Raw genomic sequence first — 16099 nt, 5'->3', positions numbered from 1 at the left:
GATGCCTCATGTTCAGTAACTTAAAGCACGTTGTCATGCTGATGTTACTGGCAAGTGCAGCGAGCTATGCGCTCGCTGCACCCGCTCCAGTATCTGATTTAAGTAGCAACGTATCCAGTGGCTCGCGGAATTCTGAAATTGAACGTCTTGAACGTTTACTTGAAAACCGTAATCTCATGCAGTTGCAAATGCAAAAGCAGCTCGATGATATGGCGCTTGAAGTCAATGAATTACGGGGCCAAATTGAAAAGAACAACTATGACATGCAACAGATGTTGCAACGTCAGCGCGAGTTGTTTGTAGAACTTGACCGTTTACGTGGTGAGATTAAATCTCCTGCAGCGGCGAGCCAACTTCCCGTAAGCAGCAATGATGAAGCTGCACAAGGTACATTCAGTAGCGATGCGAATGAGCAAGCTGCTTACCAGAATGCCGTTGATTTGATCCTCAAGAAGCGTGATTACGCAGGTGCGATCGCTGCTTTCAAGAAGTTTCAGACCGACTACCCCAATTCGACCTTCTCTGCTAATTCGCATTATTGGTTAGGTCAGCTCTATTTTGCTAAGAAAGAAGACAAAGAAGCAGCGAAAAGTTTTATTGCCGTTGTTTCCCATCAGGATTCTAACAAGCGAGCTGATGCACTAGTCAAATTGGGTGATATTGCCAAACGCAATAACAATGCCGAACAGGCGCGTAAATTTTACCAGCAAGCCATCGATGAATATCCTGATAGTGCTTCTGCTAAAGTTGCCAAAGAAAGTCTAAAGTAAACACAAGAGCTGCCAAATGCAGCTCTTGTTCGTTTTAAACACTTATTGAATTTTTAGCTTACCTTTCTCGACTGATTCAGGCTTTCGATTTTGCTTGAAGCTTTGTTTAGGGTGTACAATGCGCCGTCTATGGAAGTTGTGCAGAGCAGAGCAATGAGCCACATACTCGATACTATTAATACGGTTTATCCCTTTCCCCCAAAGCCTATTCCTCTCACGGATGAGGAAAAGCAAACTTATATCGCCGAGATCAAACAACTGTTGATTGAAAAAGATGCAGTGTTGATTGCTCATTACTATACCGACCCAGAAATTCAGGCGCTTGCCGAAGCCACAGGTGGATTCGTTGGTGACTCATTAGAGATGGCCAAGTTTGGTAACCGCCACCCAGCAACAACGCTGATCATTGCTGGGGTTCGCTTTATGGGCGAATCTGCAAAAATTCTGACCCCGGAAAAGCGTATTCTGATGCCAACATTAGAAGCGGAGTGTTCGTTGGATTTAGGCTGCCCAGCAGATAAATTCACCGAGTTTTGTGATGCGCACCCTGATCATACGGTGGTCGTTTATGCCAACACTTCAGCAGCAGTAAAAGCGAGAGCGGATTGGGTTGTAACATCCAGTATTGCGTTAGAAATTGTTGAGCATCTTGATGCAGAAGGAAAACCGATTATTTGGGGACCTGATAGACATTTAGGCTCTTACATCGCCAATAAAACGGGCGCAGATATGTTGCTATGGCGAGGTGAGTGCGTGGTTCACGATGAATTTTCCGCAGATGCTTTGCGCAAGATGAAAACGTTATACCCTGATGCCGCGATTCTCGTGCACCCGGAATCACCATCGAGTGTGGTTGAGTTGGCTGATGCTGTTGGTTCAACGAGCCAATTGATCAAAGCAGCGAAAGCATTACCACAACAGAAGATGATTGTTGCCACCGATAAAGGCATTTTCTTTAAAATGCAGCAGATGGTGCCTGAGAAAGAATTGATTGAAGCACCGACCGCTGGGGCTGGGGCAACTTGCCGTAGTTGTGCTCATTGTCCTTGGATGGCGATGAATGGCTTAAAAGCGATTGCTAAAGCATTACGTGATGGTGGTAAAGAGCACGAAATTTTTGTCGATGAAGCGCTAAGAGTTAAGTCGCTGATACCGCTCAATCGCATGTTAGATTTTGCAGAACAACTCAACCTGCAAGTGAAAGGTAACGCATAAACATAAATGCCCATCATTTGATGGGCATTTTTCTATTAAGCTGCTCGTTGTTTTTTTGAGGCTTATTGAGCTTCGGCTAAATTGACACCGCGTTGGGTGATGCCGCACAACATAACTGGAATCGCATTATAGATTTCAGCGAATTGTTCTAAACCAGTGAAGCCTTGTTCATAGAGTGTCGCAATTGAGGTTTCTGGATCGTAAAGCATGCTTAAAGAAAGTAGAACACCACCGAGCAAAGTGTTATCAGAGCTCTCTTCTGGCATCAGCACTTCCCAATCATCTCGTGCTAATTGCCAACCTTGCAGCATCCCTTCGCAGAAATCTCTCACTTCTTGATTAACGATCTCTTCTTCATCAAGTCGATACCCGGCTGGCCATTGCCATTCGCCTTCAAGCAGTTGTGGACGAGTTTCATTCCAAAGATTAATGATGTGTTGGAAGTAGTTCTCTAATTGCGCAGGTTCAGAAAAGGGGGCGATCTCTTCACCACCCCATAAAAAAGGCAACCACTCTTCAGGTGGTAATACATTTGGGCAGCAAGCCATTGCGGTAACGAACCCAACCGTTTTTGCTTGGTTGAGTAACTTGTTTTCTAATTCAGGCTGCTGAAGGATGTCTTGTAAGGTTTGCATGAGGTTTTTTTTGCTCAATAAAAATCAGTGCGGGTATTTTATCTGGAAAGCAGTTTGAGAGCATCTGCTTGTTCGCTGCATTCGCTTCGGTGTGGATTTATTGACTAAGAAGTAAGTGAGTTTGTGCGCCACTCGATGGAAATCAAACAGAAAACAAAGCTGAGTACAATAACTTCGCTATAATTTTGTAAACAAAAAGTAATTCAGTTGGTTATGGCTATCCGTTCCTCACTCAAAAAGAAAAGTATTTTAGCACTTACTATTTACTTGGCTTTTTTCCTCGCAATCGTGGGGACGCTGAGCTATTGGGGGTTGGAAGTCCCTTTCAGGAAAGAGCTGAAGAATAACCTTGCTCTCAGAGCCGAACTGCTGGCAACTCAAATTCGTGAACCTTTGAATAATTCGATTGGAGTTCTGCAAAGTGTCACCAGCATTGGTAAAGATGCCATTAATAAAGAAGAGCAGGAGCGAATGTTACGTTCTCTCTTTGCCGTGGTTGGCGGGGTCATTATCAGTGGTGGTTTGTGGCCAGATCCTAACTTATCTACAACTAAGCCGTTACGTTATGACAGCCTATTTTTCAACAAGGCTATTGATGGACAAGTTGATCAACTGATTTCTTGGAATAACCCTAAAGCTGGCGGTTATGACAAAGAGAGTTGGTATGTTGCAGCCGAGAATGAAGCGGAAGGGATGTATTTTTGGTCTCCGGTGTATGTGGATGCATACACTCGAGTGGAAATGATCACCGTCTCAACTCCGTATTACCGGAATGGTGTGTTTGCTGGCGTTGCGACCGTCGATTTATCTCTTGAAGGTTTGATCAAATTTGTGGCTTCAACCGCGGAGCAATACAACTTAGGGGTAAATCTCAAAGATGCTTTTGGGGTTGAGATCGTCTCACACAATTTCCGTACCTACGACAATGCGCTGGTTAGTTACTACAATTTTGGCGAATTTAATTGGCAAATCGAAGTGGTTAACGCAATTCAACATGTCGACGAAATTATCTTCAACTTGATCATCAACATTGAAAAAGGGTTGATGCCGATCCTCTTACTGTGTGTCATGGTAGGCTATTTTTTAATTAGCCATTACTGGATCCGTCCGATTGTCTTGATTGCCAAAAAAGTCAGTGAATCAGGAGAGGGCGAAATCATTGATATTCGCTACAAAAATCAGGATGAAATACGCCATCTTATTGATACATTTAATCAGAAAACGATCTATTTAGAAGCGGAAAAAGTGAAGGCACAAGCTTCTACCAAAGCAAAAAGTGCGTTTCTGGCAACGCTTTCCCATGAAATTCGGACCCCAATGAATGGGGTGCTCGGTACTGCACAAATTTTGTTGAAAGATGAACTGACGGCGAAACAGAGGCAGCATTTAACCAGCCTCTATGAGTCTGGTGAGCATATGATGTATTTGCTCAATGAGATTTTGGATTACTCGAAAATTGAGCAAGGTAAGTTTGAATTGGACTATAGTCCATTCCCGCTGAGATCCATTATTGGCAGTATTAAAAGTATCTATTCAAGCCTTTGTTTTGAAAAAGGTCTTCAGTTTCAACTGCATTCAGAAATCATAGACACTCGTTGGTACTATGGAGACAAAGCCCGTCTGCGGCAGATCATATTCAATCTACTCAGTAACGCAGTCAAATTTACAGAGCAAGGTTTTGTCTCGGTTGGATTGAGCGAAGAGAACATTGGTGATGAGTATTTTCTCACGATTAAGGTTCAAGATAGTGGTATAGGCATTCCGCAAGATGCGTTAGACCGTATCTTTCAACCTTTCGAGCAAGCCGAATCGCATACTACGCGTCGCTTCGGTGGAACAGGGCTCGGCCTTGCGATTGTCAAACAAATAGCAGAGCTGATGAGTGGAACTGTGTCTGTTCAGAGTGAAGTTGGGCAGGGCACTTGCTTTGAAGTGAGAGTGAAATTAGCAGCTTCTGAACCAATAAAAGAAGAGTACAAGCCGGTTAAAGCCAAAACCTACCCAGGCCTGCGTGTGCTCATCGTTGAAGATAACCGAACCAATATTATGATTCTTGAAGCCTTTATGCGTAACAAAGGCTTTGAATGCCATAGTGTGACAGATGGTGAGCAGGCTATTTATGCGCTAAAAAACAGCTCATACGATTTGGTGCTGATGGATAACCACATGCCACTCAAAGATGGTATTCAAGCGACTAGAGAAATCCGCCAATTACCACTGCCGCAGTCAAACATCCTCCTGTTTGGGTGCACTGCTGATGTTTTCAAAGAAACACGAGATAGAATGATTTCGGCTGGTGCTGATGACATCATTGCTAAACCTATTGCTGAGCATGAGTTAGATCTTGCTCTTGAATTGCATTCCGAACGCCTCTACCAATTCCACGCAGAACGTTTAATCCAAGCGACGGATTGAAATAGTTCACATCGAATATTTATTCCGTACATCACTCTCATCATTGTGGTTAATCTTCATGTCACTTTGCGGAAATTCGTCGTATGTCATTCTGATTTTATGGCCTCGATAACCACCTGTGAGCACCGATGTGAATCCACCAGGTGTGTAATTAACTTACCAAACGTAAACTCACCAACTGATAGTTTTGTATCTAATCTTGAAAACCAGCTATAGATGCTATTTTAGTTACATTTTCTGGTTGTTTATTTACCCTCTGAGTTCAAAAACAAAGCCTAAAACTAAATTTTGTGTGATTTAATAGCGCCATAAACTGCCAATTAGGATATATGGCAGTTCCATGTCTGGTAATGATTGCGAAATCGTAGTGATATATTTTATAGGGGATGTAAATGAAAGCTCGTGGTCCGTTTTGTATTCGTCATGCAGCGGCAGATACTTTTGCGATGGTGGTGTTTTGCTTTGTCACAGGCATGATCATTGAAATTTTTATTTCAGGCATGACCTTTCAGCAATCTTTGGCCTCACGAACACTTTCTATTCCCGTGAACATTGCGATAGCTTGGCCATATGGTGTTTTTAGAGACTACGTTTTACGACAAGGCCGCAAGATTTCACCAACAGGTTGGATGAAAAACCTGTCTGATCTCGTGGCTTACGTTCTATTCCAATCTCCCGTTTATGCCGCAATTCTCTTTACGGTTGGAGCTTCAACCGATCAAATCATCACAGCGGTAGCAACCAACGCGCTGGTCTCTTGTGGAATGGGCGTGTTGTATGGCTACTTCCTCGATATGTGCCGCCGCTGGTTTAAAGTGCCGGGCTATACCGTTTCTGAAAGCTAAATATCTTTAAGCCATTTGTGTAGGTAGGCCACTTTCAGTTATCTCGAAAACAATAGAGAATTCTATGATCGAGTGACATGAGAGTGGCCTATTTTGTTTCAGCGATAAGTGAAACAAGGGGATAGCGCCATCATTACTCGCTAAATGCTCTCGCAACACGGCCACTGCATTGGACTGTGTATTGATGTGCATAAGCGGGAATAAAGATGGATTGCCCTTTTGCCGCAATGCACTGTTCACCATTGGGATGTTGCAGAATCAATGGAGAATCGAGAGGCAGCAAGATTTCAGCGCTAGTAATTTTGAGCGTTTTCTGCTCTGTAGCTGGAATGATTGAAAATTTAAAATCCGCGACGGGAATAGGATATTGCTCGTTCCCTTCGATAACATCAGGCTTAAGACGTAACTGTTCAAATGGCTTATGTTTGAACAGCGTACAAGCCACTAATTCTTCGATATCTATGTATTTCGGTGTAAGCCCAGCACGCAACACGTTGTCTGAATTGGCCATGATCTCAAGTCCGGTGCCATGCAAGTAGGCGTGTGGAGTTTGCGCATCCAGAAACATGGCTTCGCCAGGTTGTAGCGTGATGACGTTGAGCAGGAGGGGAGCAAACAAGCCAATATCATTGGGATACTGTTGTTCCAATTCGGCAATCAAATTGAAGAGAGGAAGATCGATCTGCTTAGCTTGAGTGATTAACGCCTGAACCGCGCGAGCTTTCGTTTCTCCTTGTAGAGACAATAGGCCAGAGAAAAAGTCACTTAAGCCTTGTTCGGTTTGGTTCGTGTTAAACGTGTCCACCAGAGTTTTCAGCTCTTCTATCGCCAGTTCAGAGAAAAGATTCAGGATTTCACTCATCGCACGGAAACCATTCATCGCTTGGTATTCGGTCAGCGCATAGACCAACTCAGGTTTATGGTTGGGATCTTTGTAATTTCGATGTGCTGCAGTGAGCGCAATACCTTGCTGTTCCTCTTTGGCAAAACCTTGTTCTGCTTGTTTCCTGTTTGGGTGCACCTGAATCGACAACGCTTTTTCTGCCGCCAGAATTTTAAACAGATAGGGCAATTCGCCAAATTGTAGTGCGGTTTTCTCACCCAAGATTAACGTTGGATTCTGTGCGATAAAATCGGAAAGTTTGACGTTTTGACCATGAACAGTGAGGCATGAACAACCATTAGGGTGAGCGCCCATCCAGAGTTCGGCTTGAGGCTCTTGAGTGGGATTCTCGATAGCAAACAGCTTTTGCAGAGCAGTTTTACTGCCCCATGCGTAGTTTTGGATTGGGTTAGTCATAGGGAAGAACACTGCCAGTGGCAGAGTCGCATCAAGATATTGGAGGTCAGACATCTTAGTCACCATCAGAAAGATGGCTTGAACGTGTGTTCAAGCCATTGCAGGAAAGGAGAGGATTAAGCGGTCGCTGCCGCGAGTTTTTGAGAGCGCAGTTTCTTCAGCGTAACGCAAGTGATCGCTGTTACTACTGCGCCTGCCGCCATACAAATCAGAGCAAGAAGTGGATAGTTCATCGCGCCTAGGAGTGCGACAACCGGGCCGCCATGTGCCACGCTGTTTGTAATACCGAAAGAGAACGCCATCACTGCTGCCACCATTGAGCCCAATACGTTGGCAGGAATGACAGACATTGGATCCTGCGCTGCAAATGGAATCGCGCCTTCGGAGATGCCCACTAAGCCCATCGCGCCTGCTGCTTTACCCGCTTCGATTTCAGAAGGTTCAAACAGATCGAATTTACGTCCCATGGCGGTAGCCAATGCCATACCCAGTGGAGCAACAGGAATCGCGCACGCCATAGCACCCATAAATTGGGTTTGGCCGCTGGCAATCATGCCGACAGAGAAGAGGAACGCGACTTTGTTAAATGGCCCGCCCATATCAAAGCCAGCCATGCCACCGAGTACGATGCCAAGCAGGATGACGTTACCCGTGCTCATACTGGTGAGGAGTGCCGTCAGGCCATCCATTAAGCTGGCAATAGGCGCACCGATGACGAAAATGAACAGCCCTGCGATAAACAGAGACCCAGTGATCGGCGCGATCATGATGGGGACTAATGGTTGAATGAACTTGTGATAGTTAATCGAAGTGATCCACTTAACGAAGTAACCGACCAGCAGGCCTGCAACGATGGCACCGATAAAGCCTGTTCCTGCTTCTGCGCCATAAAATGAGCCGTTGTTGGCAATCCAGCCGCCAATCAAACCCGGAGCTAACGCTGGGCGATCCGCAATCGCGTATGCGATGTACCCCGCAAGGATTGGGATCATCAAAGTAAAGGCGACAACGCCGACTTCAAGAATTTGATTCCACATGCTTCCCGGAGGAATCGCCATGCCTGCTTCGGTTGGCTCCCCGCCAACCGCAAGAGCTAGGGCAATCAAAAGACCACCAGTGACAACGAAGGGAATCATGTGAGAAACGCCATTCATCAGAAAACGGTAAAGATCGGAGCGAGCTTGTGAAGCTTTGTTCGCTACCGACGGGTTACTCGTATTGTCTGCTTGGTAGCTTGGTGCGTTTAATGCCTCGTTAATCAGTCTTTGTGCATCGCGAATGGGGGCTTTCACATTGGTTTTGATGAGTCGCTTTCCGGCAAAACGCGTCAAATCCACTTGCTTATCACAGGCCACAACAATGGCTTCCGCTTGTTCGATCTCTTCCGCGCTTGGGCTGTTTTTCACTCCAATTGAGCCATTGGTTTCCACTTTGATTTGATAACCGAGTGCCGCTGCGCCTTTTTCTAGAGCCTCTGCGGCAAGGTAAGTGTGAGCGATCCCTGCTGGGCAACCAGTGACACCGATAATGAGCCCTTTGCTTTTTTCAGCAGTAGTGGTCACCCGTTCTGATTTTTTTAGCAATATTTCAAGGGCTTGCTCTGAGGTTTCTGCGTTAAGGAAAGCATCAATAAAACCTTCTTCGATCAATTTGGAAGAGAGTTCTGCCAGCACTTCAATATGGTGGTCATCACCGCCATCAGGGGAGGCGATCATGAAAAAGAGTTTTGAAGGCAAACCATCTTCAGCACCGTAGTCGATGCCCTTTTTGCTGACGCCAATCGCTACGGCTGGTTGCGTTACGGCGGCACTTTTTGCATGAGGAATGGCAACCCCGTCTTCAAAACCGGTGTTACCTAATTCTTCACGCGCTTGAATATCATTTAGGAAAGTGGCTTTCTCTGAAATACGTCCTTGTGCATGCAGGATATTAATCAGTTCTTCAAAAACCTCTTGTTTTGAATTTGCTTGCAGATCAAGCTGAATTAAATTGGCGTTAATTAATTGGTTGATCATAGAAACCTCAATAAATTTTATTTTTATGTCAGAGGTATTCTTTAATTTTTCCTTCTGTACGATTAGTGCAGAAATAGAACATTTACTGGACAATTGTAACGATATTGAGTGGGTGTGATTTAGATCGCTCTGTATTTCAGTGGCGTATTAGTCCAGTTGAATTCAGAGTTATTTTATAGAAATTCAAGTTTTTCATCAGGTTGGGCTATGTATTTTGTTATTAACTTATGAAATTAGTGCTAGAGAATTGGTGCTAAAACTGGACCATTGTATCGCTCGAATTGGAGTGTGATTTTGTTCATAGTGACAAAGTGTTGTTTGCTGTATATCTTGCGCCGTCAAAAAAAAGAATAATGAAAAGAGAGTCTATTAATGATATTTGATGATTTGATTTCATCGATACTAAATGAGCGTGAATCATTTCATCATATTTGGTTTGCTGGTGATTTTCATACACCGCCTGAATTTAGCTATCAGGTTAACTTTCCTCGTTTAGAATTAGTTCTAGGTGGTGAATATATTAATGAAATGGAAAGTCACGATCGTAAAGTGACGAAAATTATCGCGAAAGCGGGTGATGCGATTTTTATTCCTTCTAACTGCTGGAATAAACCGAATTGGGATACCGATTGCTCGGTACTGAGCATGTTATTTGGTCGCCGACAGTTAGGGTTGAGTTTGGTTAGTAAGCGTAAGGGAGAAGCGAAGTTTTACGATGTTCAGAAATACAGCATCCAAACACGTTCGGGTTTTGCTATTGATAACATCCTAGAGGCACTCAGTTCATTGGCGCGTGAGAATCATAAAAAGCCGATGGATGAGCTGCTACTGCAAGCTTTGCTGCAATACACTAAAACGATGCTCGATGCGCCAACGGAACAGCCTCACAATCGAGTGCAAGATCTGTATCAAGGCATCTGCATTTATATCCAAGAGAATTTTCATCGCGCCATTACTCGTGAAAGTATCGCTTCACGTTTTAGTATTTCTGCCAATCACTTATCGCGACTGTTTCGACAGCAAGGTCACATGACACTGGCCGATTACATCACATGGGTAAGGGTAGATAGGGCGAAGTTTATGCTGAAAAAGTACAACTTTAAGCTTAATGAAGTCGCGGTACGTTGTGGGTTTAAGGATGTGAATTACTTCTGCCGTGTATTTAAAAATCGCACGGGTCGCACACCCACGGATTATCGATCCTCAATTTAACAGGCGCGACATGGCATACATCAGCAATGCTTGCAGATCGACCCCGCTTCTTGTCAGCAGCAGGCGTTCTACCATTTGGTCACACAGCAAATTTCGGGTTAGGTTGGTTGCTGCGATGATTTGCTCTCGATTGAGTTGATTTGGCATTACTAAGGCGATGGCTAGATGGACATCTCCCATCTTCGATGCCCAATCCATCGATTCATCATTTTTAATGACGGCAACGGTAATGTGCTCAACGTCTTCAAACATGACATGAGGAATCGCAATGCCGGGAGCAACACAGGTGGAGGAGCGTTCTTCACGCTTGATAAACGCTAAGATCAACTCATCCGGAGAGTTCGGATAAATCAACTGAGCCAGCCCTTTTAGGCACTCAAACTTCGTCAATTCAGTCTGCGCTTTAGCGTAGTGCCATTGGATCTCGCTCGGTGGGCAAATTTGCGGTAAGCGTTCAGCCAACTGGCTGGAAAACTCATAATTGATCTTGGAGCCAACCACGGTGTAGTGATCGGAAAGCATGTCTTTAATCACGAAGCAGGCAAGTTCGGCATCAATTCCGAAGGCAGTGATTTGGCACAAATCGCTCACTTGTAACCCAACTTGTAAAACGGCCAATGATTTGGTCAACTCGGCACTTCGGTTACGAGTGATGTTGATGATGTGTAACGTGCTTTTGAATTTACGCGACACGCGAGAAAGCGGCTGAGCCACATGGGCACTGGCATTGACATCATTCACCAAGAAAGTGACTTGGAATTCATGCATCATGCAGAGGATCAGCGACAGTGAACGAGAAAGACTTTGTCGACGTTGAGCAGGACGTCTTCGATAGAGAGCTTAACGACGTTCATCCCTTCGAAACGCGCGGGTTGCTCGATTTCTATGTCTGAGACGATCAGCACTTTATCTGCATGAGCGACGTCATAATGCGTGAGCTGATTTTCAATGCCCATTGCCCCTTGAGTTTCGACTTTGATCTGCACATTGTATTTTGGCGCGGTTTTGGTCAATGCATCGGCCGCCATGTAAGTATGCGCAATGCCCGTTGGACACGCGGTAACTGCAACAATTTTCATGGGAATGCCTCGTTGTAACTTTTGCCGCGATAGTAGCACAGCGGTTAGTAAATATTTTGCCTTCACTAAAGACACACTTCACAGTTCAAAACGGATGTTACATTAATCCAGCGATTGCATTTTTAGTCCTATGTTTTGAAAGTGCTTCGCTCGTTACTCTAGCCTACTCGCGCGCGAGGTCTATGGACGACAATGCAACGCAAAATAATCGCAAGGTAAAGCAATCGTGGATATTACCAATCTGATCGAACCTGAACTCATCTGTTTAGAGCTAAAAGCCAGTAGCAAAGAAGAGATTCTTATTGAACTGGTTGATTTGCTTGATAAAGCAGGAAAGCTCACTGATAAGCAGCAGTTTTTAAAAGATGTTTGGCAGAGGGAAGAGATTGGTAACACAGGGTTTGAAGAGGGCATTGCAATTCCACACGCCAAAAGTACAGCCGTTGCTTTACCTGCCGTGGTAATAGGAATTAGTCGTCAAGGGATCGACTACGGTGCAGAAGATGGCCTACTTTCTGATGTGTTTTTTATGCTTGCATCACCCGATGGGGAAGACCATCACCACATCGAAGTGTTGGCACAAATCTCCAGTAAATGGATTGAAGATGGTTTTGTTGAACAGCTCAAAGCCGCAGAAGATGTTGAGCAGGTGAGAGCACTCTTTGTTGATCCCAAACACTCTAACCTCAGTGACTTACATGGAAATGGTGAGATGGAGTACCAGCCGCTAAGCCCGATAGCGCAAAGGTTGGCTCGCATCAAAGAGCATTTGCTGTTTGGTACATCTCACATGATGCCGTTTATCGTTGCTGGTGGGGTGCTGCTTTCCCTTTCGGTCATGATCTCTGGTCATGGCGCAGTTCCTGAAAGTGGTATGTTGGCCGATATCGCCCAAATGGGCATTGCAGGTTTAACGCTGTTTACTGTGGTGTTGGGTGGCTACATCGCTTATTCCATGGCGGATAAACCGGGTTTAGCGCCGGGAATGATTGGGACTTGGATTGCGGTAAACCAGTACCACACTGGTTTTCTTGGAGCGATCATCGTTGGTTTTTTTGCGGGTTTTGTGGTTCGCCAGCTCAAAAAAATTGAGCTGCCAGACAGTATGAGTTCGCTTGGGTCTATATTTATTTATCCATTGGTCGGCACCTTTATCACCTGCAGTGCAATTATGTGGTTGATTGGTTCACCGCTTGCTAGCAGCATGTTGTGGCTCAATCAGTTTCTGGCCTCAATGGCCGATTCTGGTAAGGTGGCTTTGGGCGCTGTGCTCGGCGCAATGACGGCATTTGATTTGGGTGGGCCCATCAACAAAGTGGCTACACTGTTCGCACAAACTCAAGTGAATACTCAACCTTGGTTGATGGGTGGTGTCGGCATCGCCATTTGCACTCCGCCGCTTGGTATGGCGCTGGCTACCTTTCTTTCACCCAGTAAATTCAAACGTGATGAACGTGAAGCGGGCAAAGCGGCGGGCATTATGGGCATGATTGGCATTAGCGAAGGAGCGATTCCGTTTGCCTCTGCCGATCCCGCTCGTGTACTGCCCGCAGCCATTATTGGTGGCATCGTTGGTAACGTGATTGGTTTTCTCTTTCAGGTGCTCAACCATGCGCCTTGGGGCGGTTGGATTGTGCTTCCGGTGATTGATGGCAAACTCGGTTACATTCTCGGTACTTTGGCGGGAGCATTAACCACCGCGCTGATTGTTATTGCCCTCAAGAAAACGGTGAATGAACAGGAAAACCAGCAGGGAGATTCACTCGCGTTTACATCGGTGGTTGGGGAAGGGCAAGCCGAAATTCTGGCCGTGACCTCTTGCCCTTCTGGTGTCGCGCACACTTTCTTGGCAGCCAAATCATTAGAAAAAGCCGCTTGCTTACTTGGGGTAAAAATCAAAGTGGAAACCAAGGTGCCAACGGCATCATTAACCGTATTACTGCCAAAGATGTACAACGGGCGAAACGAGTGATTTTCGCGCATGATGTTGCGATCAAAGAACCCGAACGCTTCAAACACATCAAGGTCATCGACGTCACAACGAAAGATGCGATTTTAAACGCCGCTGCCTTGGTACAGATGAAACGGTAGTGGTGTGAGTGGAAAATATGGCTTATGTGTCTTTTCACTCGACGTCATTATTGCATCGACAGTTTTATCGCATCAATGAGTAGGCTTAGTTCATCCTGAACCTCTTGGGTTAGTTCAAAGCCCATGTTGATTCTTAAGCAGTCGTTATAGAGCGACAAGGTACTAAAAAGCTGCCCTAGGCGGACATCAATCCGGTTCTTCTCGATAAGTTCGGTGAACTTGGTTAAGTTGAGATCTGGAATTTGTAGCCAGAGCACCATCCCACCTTGTGGGTCACTGATGTTGACTCTCTTCGGTAACCGCTCAGACAAAAAGTGAAGATAAGACTGCCTTAAGGTCAGCAACTTGCTGCGACGACGTTTCAATTGCTTTGCATAATGACCAGATTCGATGAAATCAGCGATGGCAAGTTGTATCGGCAGTGACACACCAAAACATGAGGCGGTATGTTGCTGGCGATAGTGTTCGAGGTATTGACCCGGTAAACACCAGCCAAGACGATAACCGGGGGATAAACTTTTAGAGATGGATCCACACCAGAGAATATAACCTCCTTGATCGTAATATTTAGCAGGCAATGGTGTGAGCTCAGAGTAAGAAAGCTCTAGGTAAACATCATCTTCGATCATTGGAACTTGGTAACGATTCGCCAGTTCTGCGAGTTTCTTTTTTTGCTTCGCTGACATGGTTATCCCCTGGGGGTTCATGTGTGAGGTGCAGAATATCCCTGCCTTAACAATGCCTTGTTGCAAATGGGCTTCCAGTTGAGGGAGGTCGATACCATCGTCTAAAGAGGGAATTTCAACGATGTTACGCCCCATCTTTCCAAGTAAGTCCAAAATGCCGCTAAAGCAAGGTGAGCTAATGGCAATCGTATCACCTGCTTGAGTGCAAGATTCAAGCGCAGTTTTAATGGCTGGCATACATCCAGAGGTGATAACCAACTCATCTGGATTTATAGGGAGGCCAAGTTTGGCAAAGTGATGGCTTAATGCGTTGCGCAGTGAAGGCTCGCCTTGCGTGTTAGGGTATTGATTCAGTCGTTTCCCTAATCGCTTACTGGCTCGGCGAAAACTGCGTTCTAGTTCATTCAGCGCCATCTCATCAATATCTGTACTGGAAATTCCAAGTGGGCCGTTATGCGGTGACTGAATAGCAAAGCTCTGATTTACCTGAGAGACCTGACTAACGAATTGCGCCCAATCAGGCGTGTTATGTTTATTCCGTCGAGATGAGACGTAATATCCTGCTTGAGGGCGTGCCTGTATCCATCCTTGAGATTCAAGCTCTTGATAGCAACTGACAACGGTCGACATACTGACGGCTTGTTGCTTAGAAAGCTGCCGTAATGATGGCATGCGGCTTCCCTCCGTAAGCTTACCCGTTTCAATCTCTCGTATAAACTGACTCGCCAACGTCCTGTAAATGGTCATAACCTATAACTGTACCGATTTTTATGTGAAAAATTGTATCTGTATTGCTAACTGTACTCGCGTAATACTGCTTTTCAAGCAAAAAGGAGGACAGTTATGAAAAGGAACGATTTGCTTTTGGCGATTTTTGTTATGGCGATATGGGGCTTTAATTTCTCGATGATTAAACTGGGAATCACGGAAGTACACCCATTGTTGGCAACCGCAGCCCGGTTTACTCTGGCCGTGATACCGGCGATTTTTTTTATTCGACGACCCACTGTGGCTTGGCGTTACTTATTCAGCTACGGCTTAGTGTTTGGTGTTGGGATTTGGGGCATGGCTTCTTGGTCGATAACTGCGGGACTCTCTTCTGGAATGTCTTCTGTGCTGCTTTCATCCAATGCGCTGATCAGCATGGCCGTTGGGGTATTTATTCATAAAGAACTTGTGTCAAAACGCAAAATGCTAGGGGCAGGAACTGCGCTGGTGGCTTTATTGGTACTGGTATCGACAACCAATGGCAATATTACTCTTCTAGGTTTGCTGTTCATTATGGTTGCGGCAGCATGTTGGACAGTGATGGGGATGATCGTTAAAGCATCGAAAACGACGCAAGCTTTCGCTTTTAATGTGTGGGGAATGTTATTCGCGCCGATTCCTTTGATTCTTTTTGCTGTCACCCTCTATGGACCCAACATCATTTCGCACGCTTTCAAAGTATGGGATGTGAGTACTACAGTTGCTGTTGTTTTTCAGGCTTACCCAACCACACTATTTGGTTACTGGGTATGGAACCGATTACTGATTCGTTATCCGCTGAGTACCACTGCGCCGCTGACTTTGCTGGTTCCTGTGTTTGCATTAATTTCGGGTTACTTTATGTATGGTGAGGAGCTCAGTTCGGCGCAAATTGTAGCTTGTGTGATGTTTCTCGTTGGTATCAGTTTGATTGTTAAACCTGCTGCTAAAGTAACTAAAGTACGTTCCGAGTTGTTAGAAAGCTAATGGGATGGGTAATGCCCAAGTAGCTTCGTGGTACTAAAGTGAGAGATGGTGGAAACCTGAGTAAAAAATACCGATCTTTTAAAAAGGGGGAGATATACATTC

Annotated in this window: 12 protein-coding genes and 1 pseudogene; 7 read left to right on the top strand and 6 right to left on the bottom strand. The window is 45.2% G+C overall.

Translation table 11 applies throughout. The annotated features are described in order from the left end of the window. Positions 1-8: 8 nt before the first annotated feature. Positions 9-770 (top strand): tol-pal system protein YbgF, encoded by a 762-nt coding sequence (ybgF, locus tag D908_RS13680; protein WP_000492454.1) that lies wholly within the window; start codon positions 9-11, stop codon positions 768-770. Between the two features lie 153 nt (positions 771-923). Further along, the gene (nadA, locus tag D908_RS13685; RefSeq protein ID WP_005523432.1) at positions 924-1985 is read left to right on the top strand and encodes a quinolinate synthase NadA; all 1062 of its coding nucleotides are present in this window, start codon (positions 924-926) and stop codon (positions 1983-1985) included. A 62-nt stretch (positions 1986-2047) separates the two neighbouring features. On the opposite strand, the gene D908_RS13690 is transcribed toward nadA, so the two are convergent. Further along, positions 2048-2620, bottom strand: a complete 573-nt coding sequence (locus D908_RS13690) for a UPF0149 family protein (RefSeq protein ID WP_005523431.1) — start codon at positions 2618-2620, stop codon at positions 2048-2050. A gap of 213 nt (positions 2621-2833) precedes the next feature. On the opposite strand from D908_RS13690, the gene cqsR reads away from it, so the two are divergent. Both cqsR and D908_RS13700 read left to right on the top strand, forming a co-directional pair. Beyond that, positions 2834-5035 (top strand): hybrid sensor histidine kinase/response regulator CqsR, encoded by a 2202-nt coding sequence (gene cqsR, locus D908_RS13695; protein ID WP_005523429.1) that lies wholly within the window; start codon positions 2834-2836, stop codon positions 5033-5035. Between the two features lie 392 nt (positions 5036-5427). Then, complete coding sequence (locus tag D908_RS13700) at positions 5428-5880, top strand: L-alanine exporter AlaE (RefSeq protein ID WP_005523427.1); 453 nt, start codon at positions 5428-5430, stop codon at positions 5878-5880. A 133-nt stretch (positions 5881-6013) separates the two neighbouring features. Here the strand turns inward: D908_RS13700 and manA are convergent, their stop codons facing one another. After that, positions 6014-7234 (bottom strand): mannose-6-phosphate isomerase, class I, encoded by a 1221-nt coding sequence (gene manA / locus D908_RS13705; RefSeq protein ID WP_005523425.1) that lies wholly within the window; start codon positions 7232-7234, stop codon positions 6014-6016. A gap of 62 nt (positions 7235-7296) precedes the next feature. Then, entirely contained in the window at positions 7297-9195 is a 1899-nt protein-coding gene (locus D908_RS13710; protein ID WP_005523423.1) for a fructose-specific PTS transporter subunit EIIC, read from the bottom strand. A 372-nt stretch (positions 9196-9567) separates the two neighbouring features. On the opposite strand from D908_RS13710, the gene D908_RS13715 reads away from it, so the two are divergent. Beyond that, on the top strand, positions 9568-10407 hold the full coding sequence (locus tag D908_RS13715) for a helix-turn-helix transcriptional regulator (protein WP_005523422.1): 840 nt from the start codon (positions 9568-9570) through the stop codon (positions 10405-10407). On the opposite strand, the gene D908_RS13720 is transcribed toward D908_RS13715, so the two are convergent. Together D908_RS13720 and D908_RS13725 are read right to left on the bottom strand one after the other, a co-directional pair. After that, complete coding sequence (locus tag D908_RS13720; RefSeq protein WP_005523415.1) at positions 10399-11178, bottom strand: PTS sugar transporter subunit IIA; 780 nt, start codon at positions 11176-11178, stop codon at positions 10399-10401. The genes D908_RS13715 and D908_RS13720 overlap by 9 nt on opposite strands. Before the next feature lie 8 nt (positions 11179-11186). Next, positions 11187-11486, bottom strand: a complete 300-nt coding sequence (locus D908_RS13725) for a PTS fructose transporter subunit IIB (protein WP_000706155.1) — start codon at positions 11484-11486, stop codon at positions 11187-11189. A gap of 226 nt (positions 11487-11712) precedes the next feature. Between D908_RS13725 and D908_RS13730 the strand changes: the two are divergent. Further along, positions 11713-13577, top strand: a pseudogene (locus D908_RS13730) (fructose-specific PTS transporter subunit EIIC). A 47-nt stretch (positions 13578-13624) separates the two neighbouring features. Here D908_RS13730 and D908_RS13735 read toward each other — a convergent pair. After that, positions 13625-15010: an aminotransferase-like domain-containing protein gene (locus D908_RS13735; protein ID WP_032467542.1), complete on the bottom strand. Its 1386-nt coding sequence runs from the start codon at positions 15008-15010 to the stop codon at positions 13625-13627. Positions 15011-15106: 96 nt separating this feature from the next. Here D908_RS13735 and D908_RS13740 point away from each other — a divergent pair, with 96 nt between their 5' ends. Next, on the top strand, positions 15107-15997 hold the full coding sequence (locus tag D908_RS13740; RefSeq protein WP_005523408.1) for an EamA family transporter: 891 nt from the start codon (positions 15107-15109) through the stop codon (positions 15995-15997). Positions 15998-16099 lie beyond the last annotated feature (102 nt).

Source organism: Vibrio mimicus CAIM 602 (assembly GCF_000338875.1).
Classification (GTDB): Bacteria; Pseudomonadota; Gammaproteobacteria; order Enterobacterales; family Vibrionaceae; genus Vibrio; species Vibrio mimicus.
The sequence above is the reverse complement of the archived record's forward strand: the minus strand, read 5'-3'. Positions and strand labels throughout refer to the sequence as shown.